We start from the raw sequence: 15,010 nt of genomic DNA, 5'->3' as shown, positions 1-15,010 counted from the left end.
CTTCCTGCTTCGGAGCCGAGATCACCATGCCGCGGCGATCCTTGACTCTGCTGGCCTCACAAGACGGGCCCTACCCGAGCCCTTCCTCGGCGACATCGTTCCGCAGCTGGCCGACGGCGGGCTCCGGGCAGCGGCGGGGAGATCCACACCAACCGGCCGATCGGGTCCGCGATGACCTCCACGTTGAGCCCGTGGGCTCGCACGGGGCCTTCTTCGGTGCTGCCACAGGGACCCCTCCACGGCCAGGCGGCCGTGATCGTCAGTCTCTGAGCAAGCGCAACCTTACTGTTACAGCCAGACCCGTGGTTGCCAGCCCAACCGCAACGCCTGGCGTAGTTTCCGGGCTCCGTCCTCGATCGACTGGCGCCCGTTGTCCATGACCCCGGCCAGGTTTGCGGTGAAGGCGTGGATCTGGCCCTCGTAGCGCTGGACGGTCGCCTGCAGACCCGCCTCCTGCAGTCGGGCGGCATAGGCCTCGCCCTCGTCACGCAGCACATCGAACTCGGCGGTGATGACGTGTGCTGGCGGAAGCCCGGATAGGTCGGTTGCCCGCAGTGGCGACGCCCGCCAGTCCTCGGCCTGGTCCTCGCTGGGCAGGTAGTGCCGGTGGAACCACTTCATCAGGTCGGTGGTGAGGAAGTAGTCCTGCCCGTTCGCCGCGTATGACGCCGTGTCGTAGCGGACGTCGGTCGCAGGGTAGATCAACAGCTGGTATGTCAGGGACGGGTAGCCTTGATCGCGCGCCATCAGCGCGACCACGGCCGCGAGGGTGCCCCCGGCGCTGTCGCCCGCGACGGCGATCCGCTCCACGTCCCCGTTGAGTAGTGCGGCGTTGTCCGCGACCCACCTCGTCGCGGCGTAGCAGTCCTCGACCGCGGCCGGGAACGGGTGCTCGGGCGCGAGCCGATAGTCGACGGAAACGACGACGGCGTGTGCCCGGTTCGCGATGACGGTGCACGGCCCGTGCACCACCTCCAGACTGCCGAGGACCCAGCCCCCGCCGTGGAAGTAGACCACGATGGGGAACAAGCCGTGGCCATCAGGGGTGTAGATGCGGACCGGCATGTCCCCGGCCGGGCCGGGAATGGTCTTGTCGACGATGTCGGCGACCGGCTCGGGCTGGAGCCCGCAGTCGGCGACCACGGCCTCGTAGGTCGCCCGCGCCTGGTCCACGGGCATCTCGTTGAGCGGTGGCAGTCCGGAGTCGGCGAGCCCCTTGAGCCAGGTCTCGGCCTGGGCGTCCAGCACCATGATCTTCCTCGTCTCGGGTCGTGATGGGAGGGTGCTCAGCTCGCGTGCAGCTCGAAGCCGTCGTAGCGCTCGGCCGCGTCATCGCAGAGCTGGCGGTAGGCGGGGAACCCGCCGCACCACGACAGCAGCATGCGCGGCTTGCCCTCGATATTCGTGCCGGTCCACCAGGACTCGGTCTCGGGGATGAGCGTGGCGTTCGCCGTGTCCTGGTGGAGCTGGACGAACGCGTCCTCGGCGTCCTGGCGGGGCTCGATGTAGTCATATCCCTGCTCGCGCATGTGCTGCAGGCAGGCGGCGACCCACTCACCCTGCTGCTCGATGAGCGTCGGAGCATTGGTCAGGATCGCCGGATTGAAGGGCCCGCAATAGAGCATGAACATGTTCGGGAACCCGTGGACCATCAGAGCCAGATAGTCCCGCGGGCCGTCGGCCCACTTCTCCCGCAGGCCCAGGCCTCCCCGGCCCTGAATGTCCAGGTCGAGCATCGAGCCGGTGAACGCGTCGAAACCGGTAGCCAAGATGATCACATCCACCTCGTACTCCGCGTCGGCGGTCCGGATGCCGGTGGGTGTGATCTCGGCGATGGGCGAGTTCTTCATATTGACCAGGCTGATGTTGCCCCGGTTGAAGGCGGAGTAGTAGCCGTGCTCGAGCGGTGGCCGCTTGGTGCAGAACGGGTCGCTCGGGGTCAACTGCTCGGCCACTTGCGGGTCGCGGACCAAGGTGCTGATCTTGGAGCGGAGGAAGTCCATGAACTGGTCGTTGGTGTCGCGGTTGGCCAGGACGTCGGCGAAGGTGGAGAAGGCTAGTGGGAACCCGCCCTTGCGCCAGCCCTCCTCGAAGATCTGCTGGCGCTCGTCGTCGGTGAAGTCGCTGCCCATGCCCTTGAAGTCCGCATAGGGGAACCCGCCGAAGTTGTCCCTGGCCTTGGCCCAGATCTCCTTGTGGTGGGCGTGGATCTCCGACCAGTCCTCGGCGTCGAGGCGGTGGTTGCGCGCCGGCAGGCTGTGGTACGGGTTGCGAGTGAAGGCGTAGACGTGTTCCGCCTGCTGGGCGATCACCGGGACCACCTGGACCGCGGTCGCACCGTTGCCGATCACCGCGACGCGTTTGCCCTGCACGTCCACGCCCTCGCGCGGGGTCTGCGCTGTGTGGAACCACTGCCCTTCGAAGCGATCCAGCCCGGGGAACTTCGGGATGTTGGGCTTGGACAGCAGCCCCACCGCCGGGATGAAATAGCATGCCGAGACGGTCTCCCCGCCGTCGGTGGTGATGTCCCAGCGATTGCGCGCCTCGTCGTATCGCGCCGCCGTCACCCGAGCTTGGAATGTGATGTTCCCGCGCAGGTCCTGCTTTTCCGACACCCACTGCAGGTAGCGCAGGATCTCCGGCTGCGCGGGGTAGCGCTCGGTCCACTCCCACTCGGCCAGCATCTTTTCGTCGAACCGGTCGGAGAAGCAGTAGACGTGGCTGTCGGAGTCGCTGCGCGCCCCGGGGTAGCGGTTCCAGTACCAGGTCCCGCCGACATCGCTCCCGGCTTCGAACGCTCGTGCCGACAGCCCCAGATCGCGTAGTCGGCGGAGCATGTACAGCCCCGAGAAGCCGGCTCCCACAACGACCGCGTCCACCTCGGTCCCCGGGCCCGTCCTGGTCTCGCTGACCTGTGCCTGCGTCATCGCGTCCTCACCACCCGCAGTCGCGCCTGAGCATGTGTCGTGCATCACAGCCTGCCGCTGGTGTCGAGAAGTGTGGCCACCCCATCCGGGTGGTCATCGCGCCATTTGGATAGTCATGTCGCCCGGGGACGGGCCGTTCGCCTCGTTGCTGCCTGCCGAAATCGCCGGGTGCAGCGGGAGCGCGAGCACAGCGTCCGCGCAGCGCTCGCCCCGCCGCGTGCACCACTCGCGCTCGCGGCCCGGCGACCTGCCCCGCCGACCACACGTCCACCCAAGCCGCCACGCGTGCAGAACATCCGCGACTTCGGCCCAAGGAGCCCCCGACGCCGCGTACCGACCGTCTGCCCGAGGCCGCTGCGCCGCGGTCAGCCCGGCCTACTTCCTCGCCTCCAGCGTGTAACGCACAGTCTGCGCGCGGATCCCTTCATCGGTGAAGACGAACGTGCCGATACCGTCGTTCATCTGCGCCGACTCCGAGACCGCCTTCCACTCGATGAAGAGACATCTGCGTCGGAACGTCCCATTCCGCATCCGGTAGGTCGGCTGTCCGCGCAGCATCTCGCCCGTCGAGTGACGCACCATGAACGCCACCTGCTCCGCGGTGATGGTCGCGGCGGCCGCGACCAGACAGCCGGGCGACCGCGCTCGGTGGCGCCGCGATCCTCCGGGCAGGCGAGCGGCTGCGCGCCAAGATCCTCCGGGTCGCCGGGCAACTCCTCGAGGCGTCGCCGGACGACTTGGACATCTCGGACGGCACCATCTCCGTTCGGGGCACCACGGGGCCCACGGTGAGGACGCGGGACGTCGGGGACGCCGCCTACCGACGGCTGCGTGACCGGCTCCCCGAGGACGAGATGCCGACCCTCGAGGAGGTCGACGTCTTCGACCCGGTCAACATGGCGACCTCGTTCGGCTGCGCCGCGCTGCTCGCCGAGGTCGACCCGGAGACCGGGACGGTGACCCTGCTCGACTGCCTGCAGGCCACGACTGCGGCACGGTGGTCAACCCGATGCTGGTGGACGGTCAGCTGGCCGGGGGCCTGGCGCAGGCGATGGGCGGTGCGCTGCTCGAGGAGCTCGTCTACGACGAGGACGGCCGGCTGCACACCGGCAGCTTCCGGGACTACCTGCTGCCCACGGCCAGCGACATCCCGCCGTTCCGCTTCTTCCACCAGGAGACGCCCGCCCCGGACATCCCGGGTGGGATGAAGGGGGTCGGGGAGGCGGGCACGATCGCCGGGGTGTCGCTCGTCGCGAGTGCCATCGACGACGCGCTGCGTGACCACGGCGTGACCGTGACACGCTTCCCCGTCACACCACCGCGACTGCTCGCGCAGATCCGCGAGGCCGCCGGGAAGGGAGGGGCACGGTGAAGCCGCCCGCTGTGGGATACGCCCGGGCCGGGGACGTCCAGGAGGTCGTCGCCATGCTCGTCGAGCACGGCACGGATGCCAAGGTGCTCGCCGGCGGGCAGAGCCTGGTGCCGATGCTGTCCTTCCGGCAGATCCGGCCGTCGTTCCTGGTCGACATCAACCGCGTCGAGGCGCTGGACTTCGTCCGCGACGAAGGGGAGAGCCTGCTGCTCGGCGCGACGACCCGGCAGCGCGACGTCGAGACGAGCCCCGTCGCCGCCGCCGCGGTCCCGCTGCTGCCCGAGCTCCTCGGTCACGTCGGGCACGTGACCAACCGCAACCGCGGCACGGTCGGTGGCAGCCTGGCGCACGCCGATCCGGCGGCCGAGCTGCCGACCCTGGTCACCGCACTGGGCGGTGAGCTGCTGGTGGAGGGCCCGCGCGGTCCCCGTACCGTCGCGGCCGACGACTTCTTCGTCGCGCCGCACCGGACCTCGATGGGGTTCGACGAGGTGCTCACCGCCGTCCGGCTGCCCCGATTGCCCGCAGGCACCGGGGTGGCGATCCAGCAGATCGCCCGTCGCCACGGCGACCTCGCCGTCGTCGGCGTCCTCGCGGCGGTCCGACTCGGCCCGGACGGTGCGATCAACCTGGTCCGGCTTGCCGCGAGCGGAGTCGGCCCGGTCCCGGTCCGGCTCCACGCCGTGGAGGCCGCTCTGACCGGGGTGGTGCCCACGACCGAGGTCCTCGACGCCGCGGCCGAGGCGGTGTCCGCCGCCGTCCGGCCGCCCGACGACATCCACGCCCCCGCGTCCTACCGGCGCGACATGGCCTGCCTGCTGCTGAAGCGGGCGGTCGGGGCGGCCCTCCGACGCAGCGAGGTGAGCGCATGATCAACAAGCAGACCGTGTCGATGACCATCAACGGGCACGTCTACACCGGCGAGGTCGAGCCCCGGCTCACCCTCGCGGACTTCATCCGCCGCCGCTGCGGGCTCACCGGCACCCACCTGGGTTGCGAGCACGGTGTCTGCGGGGCGTGCACGATCATGGTGGACCGCCGGACCGCACGGGCGTGCCTGATGCTCGCGGTGCAGGCCGACGGCTGCACCCTCACCACGGTCGAGGGCCTGGCCGAGGGGGAGCGGCTGACCCCGCTGCAGGAGGCCTTCTGGAACAACCACGGCCTCCAGTGCGGCTTCTGCACCCCGGGCATGCTGATGTGCGCGACCGAGCTGCTGCAGACCGACCCCGACCCCACGGCCGAGAAGGTGCGGACATGTCTGTCGGGCAACCTCTGCCGCTGCACGGGATACGACTCCATCGTCACCTCCGTCCTCAGCGCAGCGGAGCGGCTACGGAGCTGACGGCGCGCTTGATCCGCGGATGTGCCCGTCGTTCGGAGCCACCACGCCGACGGTCCCGGTCCGACGGATCGGAGCGAAGCTGGTGGATCGTGGCTGAGAGAGAACGGCTCCGCGGACAACATTGCCGGTTCGGACGACAGGACCCGACGTCGCCGTCGAGCTCGGCGGCGACGTCGGCGGGCAGCTCGGCGTGGTCGAGCAGCGGGCTGTGGCTGGTGGCCACGAGGGCGAGGGTCTTGTGATCACGACTCCCCGGTGATGCGAGCGAGCAGGAAGTCGAGGCGGATCTGGTTGAAGGTCTCGGTGTCCTCGTACTGCGGCCAGTGCCCGCACTCCTCCATCACGGCGAGGCGGCCGTTCGGGATCAGCGAGGCGATGCGCTCGCCCTCGTCGACCGGGCCGGAGGGGTCGTTGGTGGTCCAGATGACCAGCGCTTCGGCCTGGATCGCGCGCAGTCGTCGTCGCTGATCATGTTGCGCTTGCGGGCCTGTCTCTGCTGGTCACGACGGTCCTGGGGCTCGCGATCATCGTCGCCTGGCGCATCCCGGTCCCCGTCGGGGAGCTCATCCTCGGGGTGACCCCGGGATCCTCTGCCCGCCGGGGTGCGGCCCGGCGGGCACCGCCAGGCCGGGCGAGATCCGCCTACTCGTCGGTGAGCGTGCCCAGCGTGCGGAAGTTCAGGTAGTCGCCGAGGGTCAGCCCGACGTCGCCGAACGTCAAAACATCGCCCTCGGCCATCGAGAACTGCTCCATGGCGGCGAGCTGGAAGGTGCCGTCCTCGGCAGGGACGGTCTCGAAGAAGAGCTTGCGGACCCCGGACGGTGTGAGCAGGTGCGCGATGCGCTCGGACATCCGCGGAACGTACCCGCGCCGCTCGACGGCACTCCGCGACGCGGGTCACTCCGTCTCGTGGTGTCCACCAAGGTGGGGTGTGCGACCGGCCCGGTGACGGGCGGGGCGTAAAGGTGTACGGCGGCCACCGCGTGATCTTCTGGAGACCTCTCACAGTGCTTCAGAAGGACGACCACGCGATGCCGCTCCCTCCAGTATCGACCCGACCCAGTTCCTGCACGAACAGCTGTCCCAGGCCAGCCCTGACCTGCTGCGGCAGATGTTGACCACCTTCATCAACACGTTGATGTCGGCCGAGGCCGACGCGCTGTGCGGCGCCGGCTATGGCGAGCGCTCCGACGCTCGCACGAACACCCGCAACGGGCATCGGCACCGCAACTTCGACACCCGCGCCGGAACCCTGGATGTGGCGATCCCGAAGCTGCGCAACGCCTCGACGTCGCATGAATCCGTGCAATGACATTCTCGAACAAGACCGGTGAGGCGAAGTCGTTGACAAGCGGCAGCTGACGTGCCCCGACAACTGAAACACCATTTCACGAAGGCGTTGAGCCGCGGCAATCAGCGCACGGAGCGCACAGCTTGAAGGCTCTGAAGTGCAGTTGTGCTCGAGCTGCCTTCGTGCTCGCGGGAAACTGCCGGCTGCGCCACCACCAGCACGGACCTGAGGGAACCGGAAGATCACGCGTCAGCTCGAGCTGTCACGCACCACGCTGGCGCTCGACGGCTGAACCGGCAGCCCCATCGTCCGCTCGACCGGGATGCGCTTCCCGAGCGCCCGATACCCACTCCGCCCATGTACGACGAACCAGGCTCACCGAGATGCGGTCCCACCACACTCAGCAAGCCAAGACACAGCATCGGACGATGTCGTCGGCGACATACCGCGGCCACTCGAACTCGCAGTCATCTCCGAGTTGCGCCCTGTCTCTGACCCCGATTCTTTGCAGCTCAGATAGGGTGGGCCCCCAGGGGATCGAACCCTGAACCCGCGGATTAAAAGTGCCGAGCCCCGTATCCCATCGACTGGAGTTTGCTGGTCAGGCTGACCAACTCCGTCGCATCGCTGTCTGCTGTGGCGTGGATAGTGCCAAGTTCGCAGTCATCGTCGCAGCCATGCAGTTGATCTTCGCTAGGCCGTGCGGGCCGACAAGCTCGACCGACCAGCTCCCACGGTTGCATCGCCGTCTGCGACGGGCCCGTCCACGGCCACACCGACGGCGACGTAGAAGGGCCGGCTGCATGAGCGCTCCGCGACGCGACGCGATTCCCGTCCAGCCGCCACTGCCGCCGTCGCGCTCGGCCGGGTCGTAACCGTCATAGGTGTTGGTCTGTGGGGTCGGCGTTTCTCGAGGCAGAGCAGGTCGAGCCGGCCGTAACGGGCGACGACTCGGGACAGGATTCGTTCGGCGGATCCGTCGGGACCGGCGGGTAGAGGGCATGTCCATCCGCGAGCTCGCGAGCCGCACGGGACCTCGATCTCGCCTGCAGCCGTGGTTGCGCTCGGCAGCCCCGGCGGGATCACTCGGTCTGCTCCCAGTAGCGCCGGGAGGCGTAGAGCTGCGCGCGACCAAGACCGACCTCTACGACACCAACATCAACGCCTGGCCCGACAAGTCCGGCTGGCGGTTTCTGCTCCGCGGGCTCCGCGACGCCTATTCAGACGTCGACGAGGAGCGCAGGGTTGTGGCGGCGGAGCTTTGCGACCAGCTCGTCGACGTCGGTCCGTGTGTGGATCAGGCGTACCGACCAGTTCGCCGTCCTGATCACGATCGGTGTGTGGTGGCCGGAGGTGAGCGCGGAACGCCGCACGCTCAACACACCGGTCGCGTGCACCTGCCGGGCACGAAACAGCAGGCGGGCCCTCAGCTCGCCGCCGGCGTCGACGGTGACGACGAGCGCTGTGGTCGCCAGCTGCCAGCCGATCACCAGGATAATCGCGAGCAGCACGAGCCCGGGCAGCAGCGGAAACCAGCGCGCCGGTCCGCTGGATCGCCACGCGAGGACGGCCAGACCCAGCACCGGCAGGAACAGCACGACGCTGATCAACCAGGAGATCCAGTACCAGGCGCGCCAGAACCCCCGCAGCGGCCACCGCCGGACATCGCGATCGGACATCGCTCTCAACTCCCCTCCCCCGGGCCGGATGCCACCGGTCCCGTTCGGGGCGATCCGCATCGTCACCCGCGTCATCCCGTGGCGGAGACCGGCCTACCCGGCGAAGCCATGCCCGCTGGGCCCACGAGAAGCGGCCGAGGGCGTGGGCGCTCCGCTCCCCACCGGAAACTGCAAGGTTGACACTTGGGCGTCGCCCTGTCCGCACGCCTCGCGTCGTTGCAGGTACTGCGACCGCCGGGGGCTCGGGTTCACGCTCGGCCTGGATCCGGGCGCACGCCCGCCGACCGCGCCCGCGTCGTGGGGCCGGCGGCGAGCAGGCCGAGGTGGTGGCGGGCCGCCTCGCTGAGGATCCCGTCGAGCAGGGCTGCCGCAGACACGATACGGAGCGCCCGGTCACCGAGCTGCTCGACCGGCTCGGGAGCCCGGCACCCTCGTCGCGCCGATCCAGAGATGCTCCGGCTGCTCACGACGTGCCCTGGAACCCGGGCGGCACTCCGGATAGACCCATCTGCAGCAGGGCGCCGAGACCGAGGGCATCCGGACAGCTAGCCCCATCGATCCAGTAGCAGAGCCAGAGCGTGCCCTCCCGGCCCGGCCCCGACGATCACCACCCGCATGGCGACCACCTCCGCATCAAGCGCCCGCAACTGAGCGTAGGAGCCCGCAGTATGGCGGGACACCGTCTTGCAGACCGTCCCTGCGACGGCCAGAAAGTTGTGTCCCGTGGCGTGGTGTACGTCCTCGGCCGGGACGGCGTGGGTGACCTCGGGGTAGGGGGCCATCGTGCGACGGTCAGCGAGACCGGCTCAAAGGTGGAGGCGTTGATCGAGGCCGAGCTGACCTCGGTGATCGGGCGCCGGCCCGCACGAACGCAGCGACGCGCGCACCGCGCAGCGCACGGTCACCGCCCGCGCATCTTGACCAGCACGGTCGGGGATCTGTAGCTGCACATTCCCAAGCTGCGCACCGGCTCGTTCTTCACGTCGCTGTTGGATCGGCGCCGCCGGATCGACCAGGCCCTGTTCGCGGTGGTGATGGAGGCCTACCTGCACGGTGTGTCGACCCGCAAGGTCGACGACCTGGTGCGCGCACTCGGGGCGGACACCGGGATCTCCAAGAGAGAGGTCTCGCGGATCTGCGCCGATCTCGACGAGGAAGTCGGGGCGTTCCGGGACCGCTCCCTGGCCGGCCAGCCGTTCCCGTATGTGTTCCTGGATGCCACCTACTGCAAGGCCCGGGTTAACCGCCGCGTGGTGCCCCAGGCGGTGGTGGTCGGCACCGGGGTGGCCGCCGACGGGCGCCGTGAGGCGATCGCCGCCGGCCTCGGGAAGCGCGGCCAGGTCGCTCTGTTGTGCACTGAGCGGCCCCACTGACGTCGTCGGTGTCGGGCCGGGTGCCGATCTCCTCAGTGGGGTGTCAGCATGACGGCGCTGTTGGCCTGTTGCAGGGCGCTCAGGGGCGCACGCGAATGACGGTCTTGCCATTGCGCCGCTCGGTCGGGTTGAGCGCGGGGATGGCCTCGTCGGGGGTCGCGACGGTTCCGACGTGCGCGCGAAGGCGCCCGTCCCGTACCCGGTCGACGATCTCCACCACACCAAGCCAGCTCATCGGCCGACCGCGCGCATCCTGCGCATGAGACTGGCCGCAGGACGGGTCCATTCGGCCGTACTGATGGTTGTTCGGCAGCGCGCCGCGGGGCGGGACCGCATGCTGTTCCACACACGTGACGAGGGCCGGAAGGTGGGTGGTGCGCGGTGTCCCCAGAGGTGCTGTTCTGGGTCGTGGTCGCCGTCGTCGTGCTGATCGTCCTCGGAACGTTGTTGCTGATCGGTGGCCGGGTGCGTGGACGGCGCCGCACCGCGGCGCTGCGACGGCATTTCGGCCCGGAGTACGACCGCGTCGTGCACGCCTGGGGCGGGCAGGCCCGCGGTGAGGCCGAGCTGCGGCGCCGGCTGCTTCGCCGCCGCGAACTCGACGTCCGTGACCTTGACGCCGACGAACGGGAGCGGTTCACCGGGCAGTGGGCCCAGGCGCAGAACTCGTTCGTGGAGACCCCGCACACCGGGCTGCGCGCCGCCGATCTGGTGATCCAGCAGGTGATGCGGACGCGCGGCTACCCCGTCGAACACTTCACCGAACGGGAGGAGATGATCTCGGTCGACCACCCGGACCTGGTCGAGCACTACCGCGCCGCGCACGAGTCCGCGGTCGCCGACACGCGCGACGAGGCGGACACCGAGCAGCTTCGGCAGGCGATGGTGGACTATCGCTACCTGTTCGAGGAAATGATCGGTGCCGGGCACCCGGAGAGCACCCAGCGAAACCTGCCGCAGCCATGACCGGCTCGGACCCCGACACCGCTGCCACCGCTGCCACCACCGATCATCTCCCCGTTCCCGCGCCGCGCGCCGCGGAGGACGATGTCGGGGAGGGCGCCCTGCTCGCCGGCCGCTACGAACTGCGCCGGCTGCTCGGCGAAGGTGGGATGTCGCGGGTGTTCCTTGCCTACGACCGCGACCTGGCGCGGCCGGTGGCGGTGAAGCTGCTGGCGCACGCGGGCAGCGCGGATGACCTGGGCCGGCTGCGCGACGAGGCGCGCGCCGCGGCCGCGATCGACCATCCCGGCGTGGTGACGGTGCACGACGTCGGCACCAGCCCGGTCGGCGTGCACGTAGTCATGTCCTACCTGGAGGGTGAGACGCTGGCCCAGCGCCTGGAGCGGGACGGGCCGTTGCCCCCGGAGGAGGTCGCTGCGGTCGGGCGCGCGGTGTGCGGCGCGCTCGCCGCGGCCCACCGCGCCGGCGTGGTCCACCGCGACATCAGCCCCGGCAACATCATGCTCGGCCCGGACGGAGCCGTCACCGTCACCGACTTCGGCATCGCCCGCCTCGGCGACGGCGCCGGCCGCACGAAGACCGGCTACATCGTGGGCACCCCCTCCTGCATCGCCCCAGAACAGGTCCGCGGCACCGGGCGGCTGGACGGGCGTGTCGACCTCTACGCGCTGGCATGTTGCCTGTTCACCGCGCTGACCGGGCGGCCCCCGTTCACCGACCCGGACCCGTTCACGGTGGTGCTGGCCCACCTGCGTGAATCCCCACCCCGCCCCTCGTCGCTGGTCGAGGAGGTGCCGCCCGCGCTGGAGGCCGTGCTGCTGCGGGCCCTGTCCAAGGACCCGAGCCGGCGTTACCAAGACGCGGCCGCAATGGCCGACGCCTTGACCGCAGCCGTGCCCGCCTCACTGCCTGCCTCACTGCCCGCAGCCTCCGGGCCAGGCACGCCCACCCGAGCTCGGACCCGGCAGCTGGAGACCGCCAGCGTGGCCGACCCGGACCCGGACTCCGGGGCTCAGCCTGGCCCGAAGCCGTCGCCGGTACCGACTGCCGGCGCCGGCGTCTGGGCACTGGACAGCGTCCTCTCCGAGGTCGACCACGACGACGGCACCGCCGCGGACCGCGGCCGCCGCTGGGGCGTCGTCCTGATCATGCTCGCTGTGCTGCTGGCGGTTGGTGCCGCGCTGGTGGCCGTCGTACTGGCCTAACCGGGCTCGCCTAAAGAGCTCGTTTCAGAATGATCTCGGCGTGTCTGCCGTAGACGGGTGATGAAGTTGGCCAGGCTGCGGTCGTGGTGGAGGATCTTGTTCCGGACGCGCCGTGGGAGCGGGTCGCGCCGCTGCTACCCACGCGGGCGCCGCGGCGACGCCGGTTCACCGGACGGCTGCCGATGGACGACGGGTCGCGCTGGCCGGGATCGTCTACGTGCTGCGGACCGGGATCACCTGGAACCAGCTGCCGGCCGCGATGCTCGGCTGCTCTGGGGTGATCTGCTGGCGGCGGGTGCGGGACTGGACCGAGGCCGGGGTGTGGCCGGCTCTGCACGAGCTGCTGCTCGTCGAGCTGCGCGCGGCCGGGCAGCTGGACCTGGAACCGGAAGGCGGTCGACACCTCGCACGTGCACGCGCTCAAAGGGGGACAACGTGGGGCCGTCCCCGATCAACCGTGGCCACCCGGCTCCAAGCACCACCTGAGCGTCGACGGTCACAGGCTCCCGCTCGCCGTCGCCCTGACCGGCGGCAACCGCCACGACATCACCCAGCCGCTGCCCCTTCTCGACGCGATTCCACTGATCCGCGGAACCCGAGGCCGCCCGCGGCAGGCTTGCCCGACGACTCCGACAGCCTCGCCGCCGGCCTCACCCGGCAGAGCCTGCGCTACTTCTACCGGGTTCTGGTCTTTACGCCGAGGCCCGCCCCAACTCGACGTACTTCCCGTTCAGACACCGAAGACGCCGAGGGCTACGGCCTCGACCAGCTCCTCCGCGAGCTCGTGCTCACGGAGCCCAGCCCGCGTAGGACCGATCAGGGCCATCGATATGCAGCGACAGCCCACTCAACCAGCCAAAACACAACATCGGACGAGCTGCGAAGACCTACAGCGGCCGCTCGAACTCGCAGTCATTACTGGATTGCACCGTGTCGCCGATCCCACATATTCGCAGCTCAGATGGGGTGGGCCCCCAGGGGATCGAACCCTGAACCCGCGGATTAAAAGTCCGCTGCTCTGCCGATTGAGCTAGAGGCCCCGATCGAGGCCGGGCTGGTGCCCGGTGCGACCACGATCGAGCCTACTGGACGCGCGGGTCCTGGCCGGGGGCGAAGGCTAGTCACACACAGAGCGGTTGCGGGCCGACGAGCGGGCGGTAGTCGACGACCGTGTCGCCGGTCTCGAAGCGGGCGAGGGCGTCGGCCACCAGGGTCATCACGCCCGGCACGTAGCCGAGCGAGCCGCCGGCGTCGAAGGGGTTTCGGCCGGCGTCCCAGGACCGCGAGTCGAAGCTCGTGTACCGGCCGCCGCAGTGCGCGAACACGCTGAACTCGTACGTCACCCCGAGCTCGGCGTCGTCGACGCGGCCGGGCAGGACGGTCCGGTGGCCGGGGTGTTCGAACACCTGCGAGGGCACCGGCACCACCGTCCGGGAGGCGGCGGGCGGGGGCGGGGCGGGCGGCGCGGGGGAGGCCGAGCAGGCGGTCAGGGCCGCCAGACCGAGGCCGACGGCCGTCACCAGGAGCGCCCTCATGCGCACATCACACACCGTCGCCGACGAGCGGCGACGCGCGCGTGGACAATGGGGTCCCGTGACACTGCTGGACATCCCCGAGAGCACCGCCCGCCCGGTGCTGCCGCCGCTGCGCATCGGCCGCCACGAGGTGGCGACGCCGGTGGTGCTGGCGCCCATGGCGGGCATCACGAACCCGGGGTTCCGGCGGCTGTGCCGCGAGCAGGGCGCGGGCTTCTACGTCTGCGAGATGATCACGAGCCGCGGGCTCGTCGAGAAGAACCCCCTGACCTTCCGGATGATCGCGTTCGACCCGGACGAGCAGCCGCGCTCCATGCAGCTCTACGGCGTGGACCCGGCGGCGATGGGCCAGGCCGTGCGGATGATCGTCGAGCGGGACCTCGCCGACCACATCGACATGAACTTCGGCTGCCCGGTCCCCAAGGTGACGCGCCGGGGCGGCGGGGCCGCGCTACCGTTCAAACGGCGGCTGTTCGAGCGGATCGTGAAGGCGGCCGTCGACAACGCCGGCGACCTGCCCGTGACCGTCAAGATGCGGATCGGCATCGACGACGAGCACCACACCTACCTCGGGGCCGGCCGGATCGCGGCCGAGGCCGGGGTCGCGGCCGTCGCCTTGCACGCGCGCACGGCGGCGCAGCGGTACTCGGGCCACGCCGACTGGTCCGCGATCGCCCGCCTGCGCGACCACCTGCCCGCCGGCCTGCCGGTGCTGGGCAACGGCGACATCTTCTCCGCGGACGACGCCCTCGCCATGGTCCGCGAGACCGGCTGCGACGGCGTGGTCGTCGGGCGGGGATGCCTCGGCCGGCCCTGGCTGTTCGGGGACCTCGAAGCCGCCTTCGCCGGGCGCCCGCTGCCCACCGCGCCGAACCTGCGCCAGGTCGCGGCCACGCTGCGCCGGCACGCCGTGCTGCTGTGCGAGCACATGGGCGACTACAAGGGCATCCGGGACGTCCGCAAGCACATCGCCTGGTACCTGAAGGGATTCGCGGTCGGCAGCGAGCTGCGGCGCAGCCTCGGCATGGTCGAGAGCATCGACCAGCTCGACGAGCTCCTGGCCCAGCTGGACCTCGACCAGGAGTTCCCGGCCGACGCCGAGGGCCCGCGCGGACGGCAGGGCTCACCGGGCAAGGTCGTCCTCCCGGAGCGCTGGCTCGACGACGCCGACGACCCCTCGGTGCCGTTCGGCGCCGAGTTGGAGCACTCCGGCGGGTGACGTAGGGACCGACGGCCCGTGGATCCCGGCTCGCTCGGTCGGGTGGAGTGGGACGCGAACGGGTAGGAACGCCTCGTCCGTCTCAAGAACCACACGCGTCA

The 15,010-nt window shown here is 70.2% G+C and carries 12 protein-coding genes, 1 tRNA gene and 7 pseudogenes; 10 read left to right on the top strand and 10 right to left on the bottom strand.

The genetic code is table 11. The features are described from left to right. Positions 1–89 precede the first annotated feature (89 nt). From ABD990_RS23425 to ABD990_RS23410, 4 genes and pseudogenes are all read right to left on the bottom strand, one after another. Positions 90–209, bottom strand: a pseudogene (locus ABD990_RS23425) (IS5/IS1182 family transposase); the annotation flags it as partial. A 79-nt stretch (positions 210–288) separates the two neighbouring features. After that, positions 289–1,251: an alpha/beta hydrolase gene (locus tag ABD990_RS23420; protein WP_345382878.1), complete on the bottom strand. Its 963-nt coding sequence runs from the start codon at positions 1,249–1,251 to the stop codon at positions 289–291. Positions 1,252–1,286: 35 nt separating this feature from the next. Further along, positions 1,287–2,927 carry a flavin-containing monooxygenase gene (locus tag ABD990_RS23415; protein WP_345382877.1) on the bottom strand — a complete coding sequence of 547 codons (1,641 nt, stop codon included), beginning with the start codon at positions 2,925–2,927 and terminating at the stop codon, positions 1,287–1,289. A 375-nt stretch (positions 2,928–3,302) separates the two neighbouring features. After that, positions 3,303–3,518, bottom strand: coding sequence for a hypothetical protein (locus ABD990_RS23410; protein WP_345382876.1), 216 nt, complete (start codon positions 3,516–3,518; stop codon positions 3,303–3,305). Between the two features lie 68 nt (positions 3,519–3,586). On the opposite strand from ABD990_RS23410, the pseudogene ABD990_RS23405 reads away from it, so the two are divergent. The 3 genes and pseudogenes from ABD990_RS23405 to ABD990_RS23395 all read left to right on the top strand — a co-directional run bounded on the left by ABD990_RS23405 (position 3,587) and on the right by ABD990_RS23395 (position 5,644). Next, positions 3,587–4,299, top strand: a pseudogene (locus ABD990_RS23405) (xanthine dehydrogenase family protein molybdopterin-binding subunit). Continuing rightward, entirely contained in the window at positions 4,296–5,171 is an 876-nt protein-coding gene (locus tag ABD990_RS23400; protein ID WP_345382875.1) for an FAD binding domain-containing protein, read from the top strand. Before ABD990_RS23405 ends, ABD990_RS23400 begins: the two are co-directional and overlap by 4 nt. Further along, entirely contained in the window at positions 5,168–5,644 is a 477-nt protein-coding gene (locus ABD990_RS23395) for a (2Fe-2S)-binding protein (RefSeq protein ID WP_345382874.1), read from the top strand. The genes ABD990_RS23400 and ABD990_RS23395 overlap by 4 nt, the downstream gene beginning before the upstream one ends. 242 nt (positions 5,645–5,886) lie before the next feature. On the opposite strand, the pseudogene ABD990_RS23390 reads toward ABD990_RS23395, so the two are convergent. Together ABD990_RS23390 and ABD990_RS23385 are read right to left on the bottom strand one after the other, a co-directional pair. Further along, a pseudogene (locus ABD990_RS23390) lies at positions 5,887–6,108 on the bottom strand (alpha/beta fold hydrolase); the annotation flags it as partial. Between the two features lie 178 nt (positions 6,109–6,286). Continuing rightward, positions 6,287–6,496, bottom strand: a complete 210-nt coding sequence (locus ABD990_RS23385) for a hypothetical protein (protein ID WP_345382873.1) — start codon at positions 6,494–6,496, stop codon at positions 6,287–6,289. Between the two features lie 196 nt (positions 6,497–6,692). Between ABD990_RS23385 and ABD990_RS23380 the strand changes: the two are divergent. Beyond that, positions 6,693–6,932: pseudogene (locus ABD990_RS23380) on the top strand (transposase); the annotation flags it as partial. A 1,223-nt stretch (positions 6,933–8,155) separates the two neighbouring features. On the opposite strand, the gene ABD990_RS23375 reads toward ABD990_RS23380, so the two are convergent. Continuing rightward, on the bottom strand, positions 8,156–8,680 hold the full coding sequence (locus tag ABD990_RS23375; RefSeq protein ID WP_345382872.1) for a hypothetical protein: 525 nt from the start codon (positions 8,678–8,680) through the stop codon (positions 8,156–8,158). Positions 8,681–9,426: 746 nt separating this feature from the next. On the opposite strand from ABD990_RS23375, the pseudogene ABD990_RS23370 reads away from it, so the two are divergent. After that, positions 9,427–9,942 (top strand): annotated as a pseudogene (locus tag ABD990_RS23370) (transposase); the annotation flags it as partial. 124 nt (positions 9,943–10,066) lie between these two features. Here the strand turns inward: ABD990_RS23370 and ABD990_RS23365 are convergent. Next, the gene (locus ABD990_RS23365) at positions 10,067–10,333 is read right to left on the bottom strand and encodes a hypothetical protein (protein ID WP_345382871.1); all 267 of its coding nucleotides are present in this window, start codon (positions 10,331–10,333) and stop codon (positions 10,067–10,069) included. A 35-nt stretch (positions 10,334–10,368) separates the two neighbouring features. Between ABD990_RS23365 and ABD990_RS23360 the strand changes: the two genes are divergently transcribed. The 4 genes and pseudogenes from ABD990_RS23360 to ABD990_RS34505 form a co-directional block, all read left to right on the top strand. Then, positions 10,369–10,953 (top strand): hypothetical protein, encoded by a 585-nt coding sequence (locus tag ABD990_RS23360; RefSeq protein ID WP_345382869.1) that lies wholly within the window; start codon positions 10,369–10,371, stop codon positions 10,951–10,953. Then, entirely contained in the window at positions 10,950–12,155 is a 1,206-nt protein-coding gene (locus tag ABD990_RS23355; RefSeq protein WP_345382868.1) for a serine/threonine-protein kinase, read from the top strand. The genes ABD990_RS23360 and ABD990_RS23355 overlap by 4 nt, the downstream gene beginning before the upstream one ends. A gap of 112 nt (positions 12,156–12,267) precedes the next feature. Further along, positions 12,268–12,432 (top strand): annotated as a pseudogene (locus tag ABD990_RS34510) (hypothetical protein); the annotation flags it as partial. A gap of 133 nt (positions 12,433–12,565) precedes the next feature. Then, positions 12,566–12,727: pseudogene (locus ABD990_RS34505) on the top strand (transposase); the annotation flags it as partial. Between the two features lie 395 nt (positions 12,728–13,122). On the opposite strand, the gene ABD990_RS23345 reads toward ABD990_RS34505, so the two are convergent. Together ABD990_RS23345 and ABD990_RS23340 are read right to left on the bottom strand one after the other, a co-directional pair. Continuing rightward, positions 13,123–13,195, bottom strand: a tRNA-Lys gene (locus ABD990_RS23345). Between the two features lie 81 nt (positions 13,196–13,276). After that, positions 13,277–13,690: a hypothetical protein gene (locus ABD990_RS23340; RefSeq protein ID WP_345382867.1), complete on the bottom strand. Its 414-nt coding sequence runs from the start codon at positions 13,688–13,690 to the stop codon at positions 13,277–13,279. Positions 13,691–13,748: 58 nt separating this feature from the next. On the opposite strand from ABD990_RS23340, the gene dusB reads away from it, so the two are divergent. Beyond that, positions 13,749–14,909 carry a tRNA dihydrouridine synthase DusB gene (dusB, locus tag ABD990_RS23335; RefSeq protein ID WP_345382866.1) on the top strand — a complete coding sequence of 387 codons (1,161 nt, stop codon included), beginning with the start codon at positions 13,749–13,751 and terminating at the stop codon, positions 14,907–14,909. Positions 14,910–15,010: the final 101 nt, after the last annotated feature.

The organism is Pseudonocardia yuanmonensis (assembly GCF_039542425.1).
GTDB classification, from domain to species: Bacteria; Actinomycetota; Actinomycetes; order Mycobacteriales; family Pseudonocardiaceae; genus Pseudonocardia; species Pseudonocardia yuanmonensis.
Note: the sequence above shows the minus strand (reverse complement) of the source record. Positions and strands in the feature narration are given on the sequence as shown.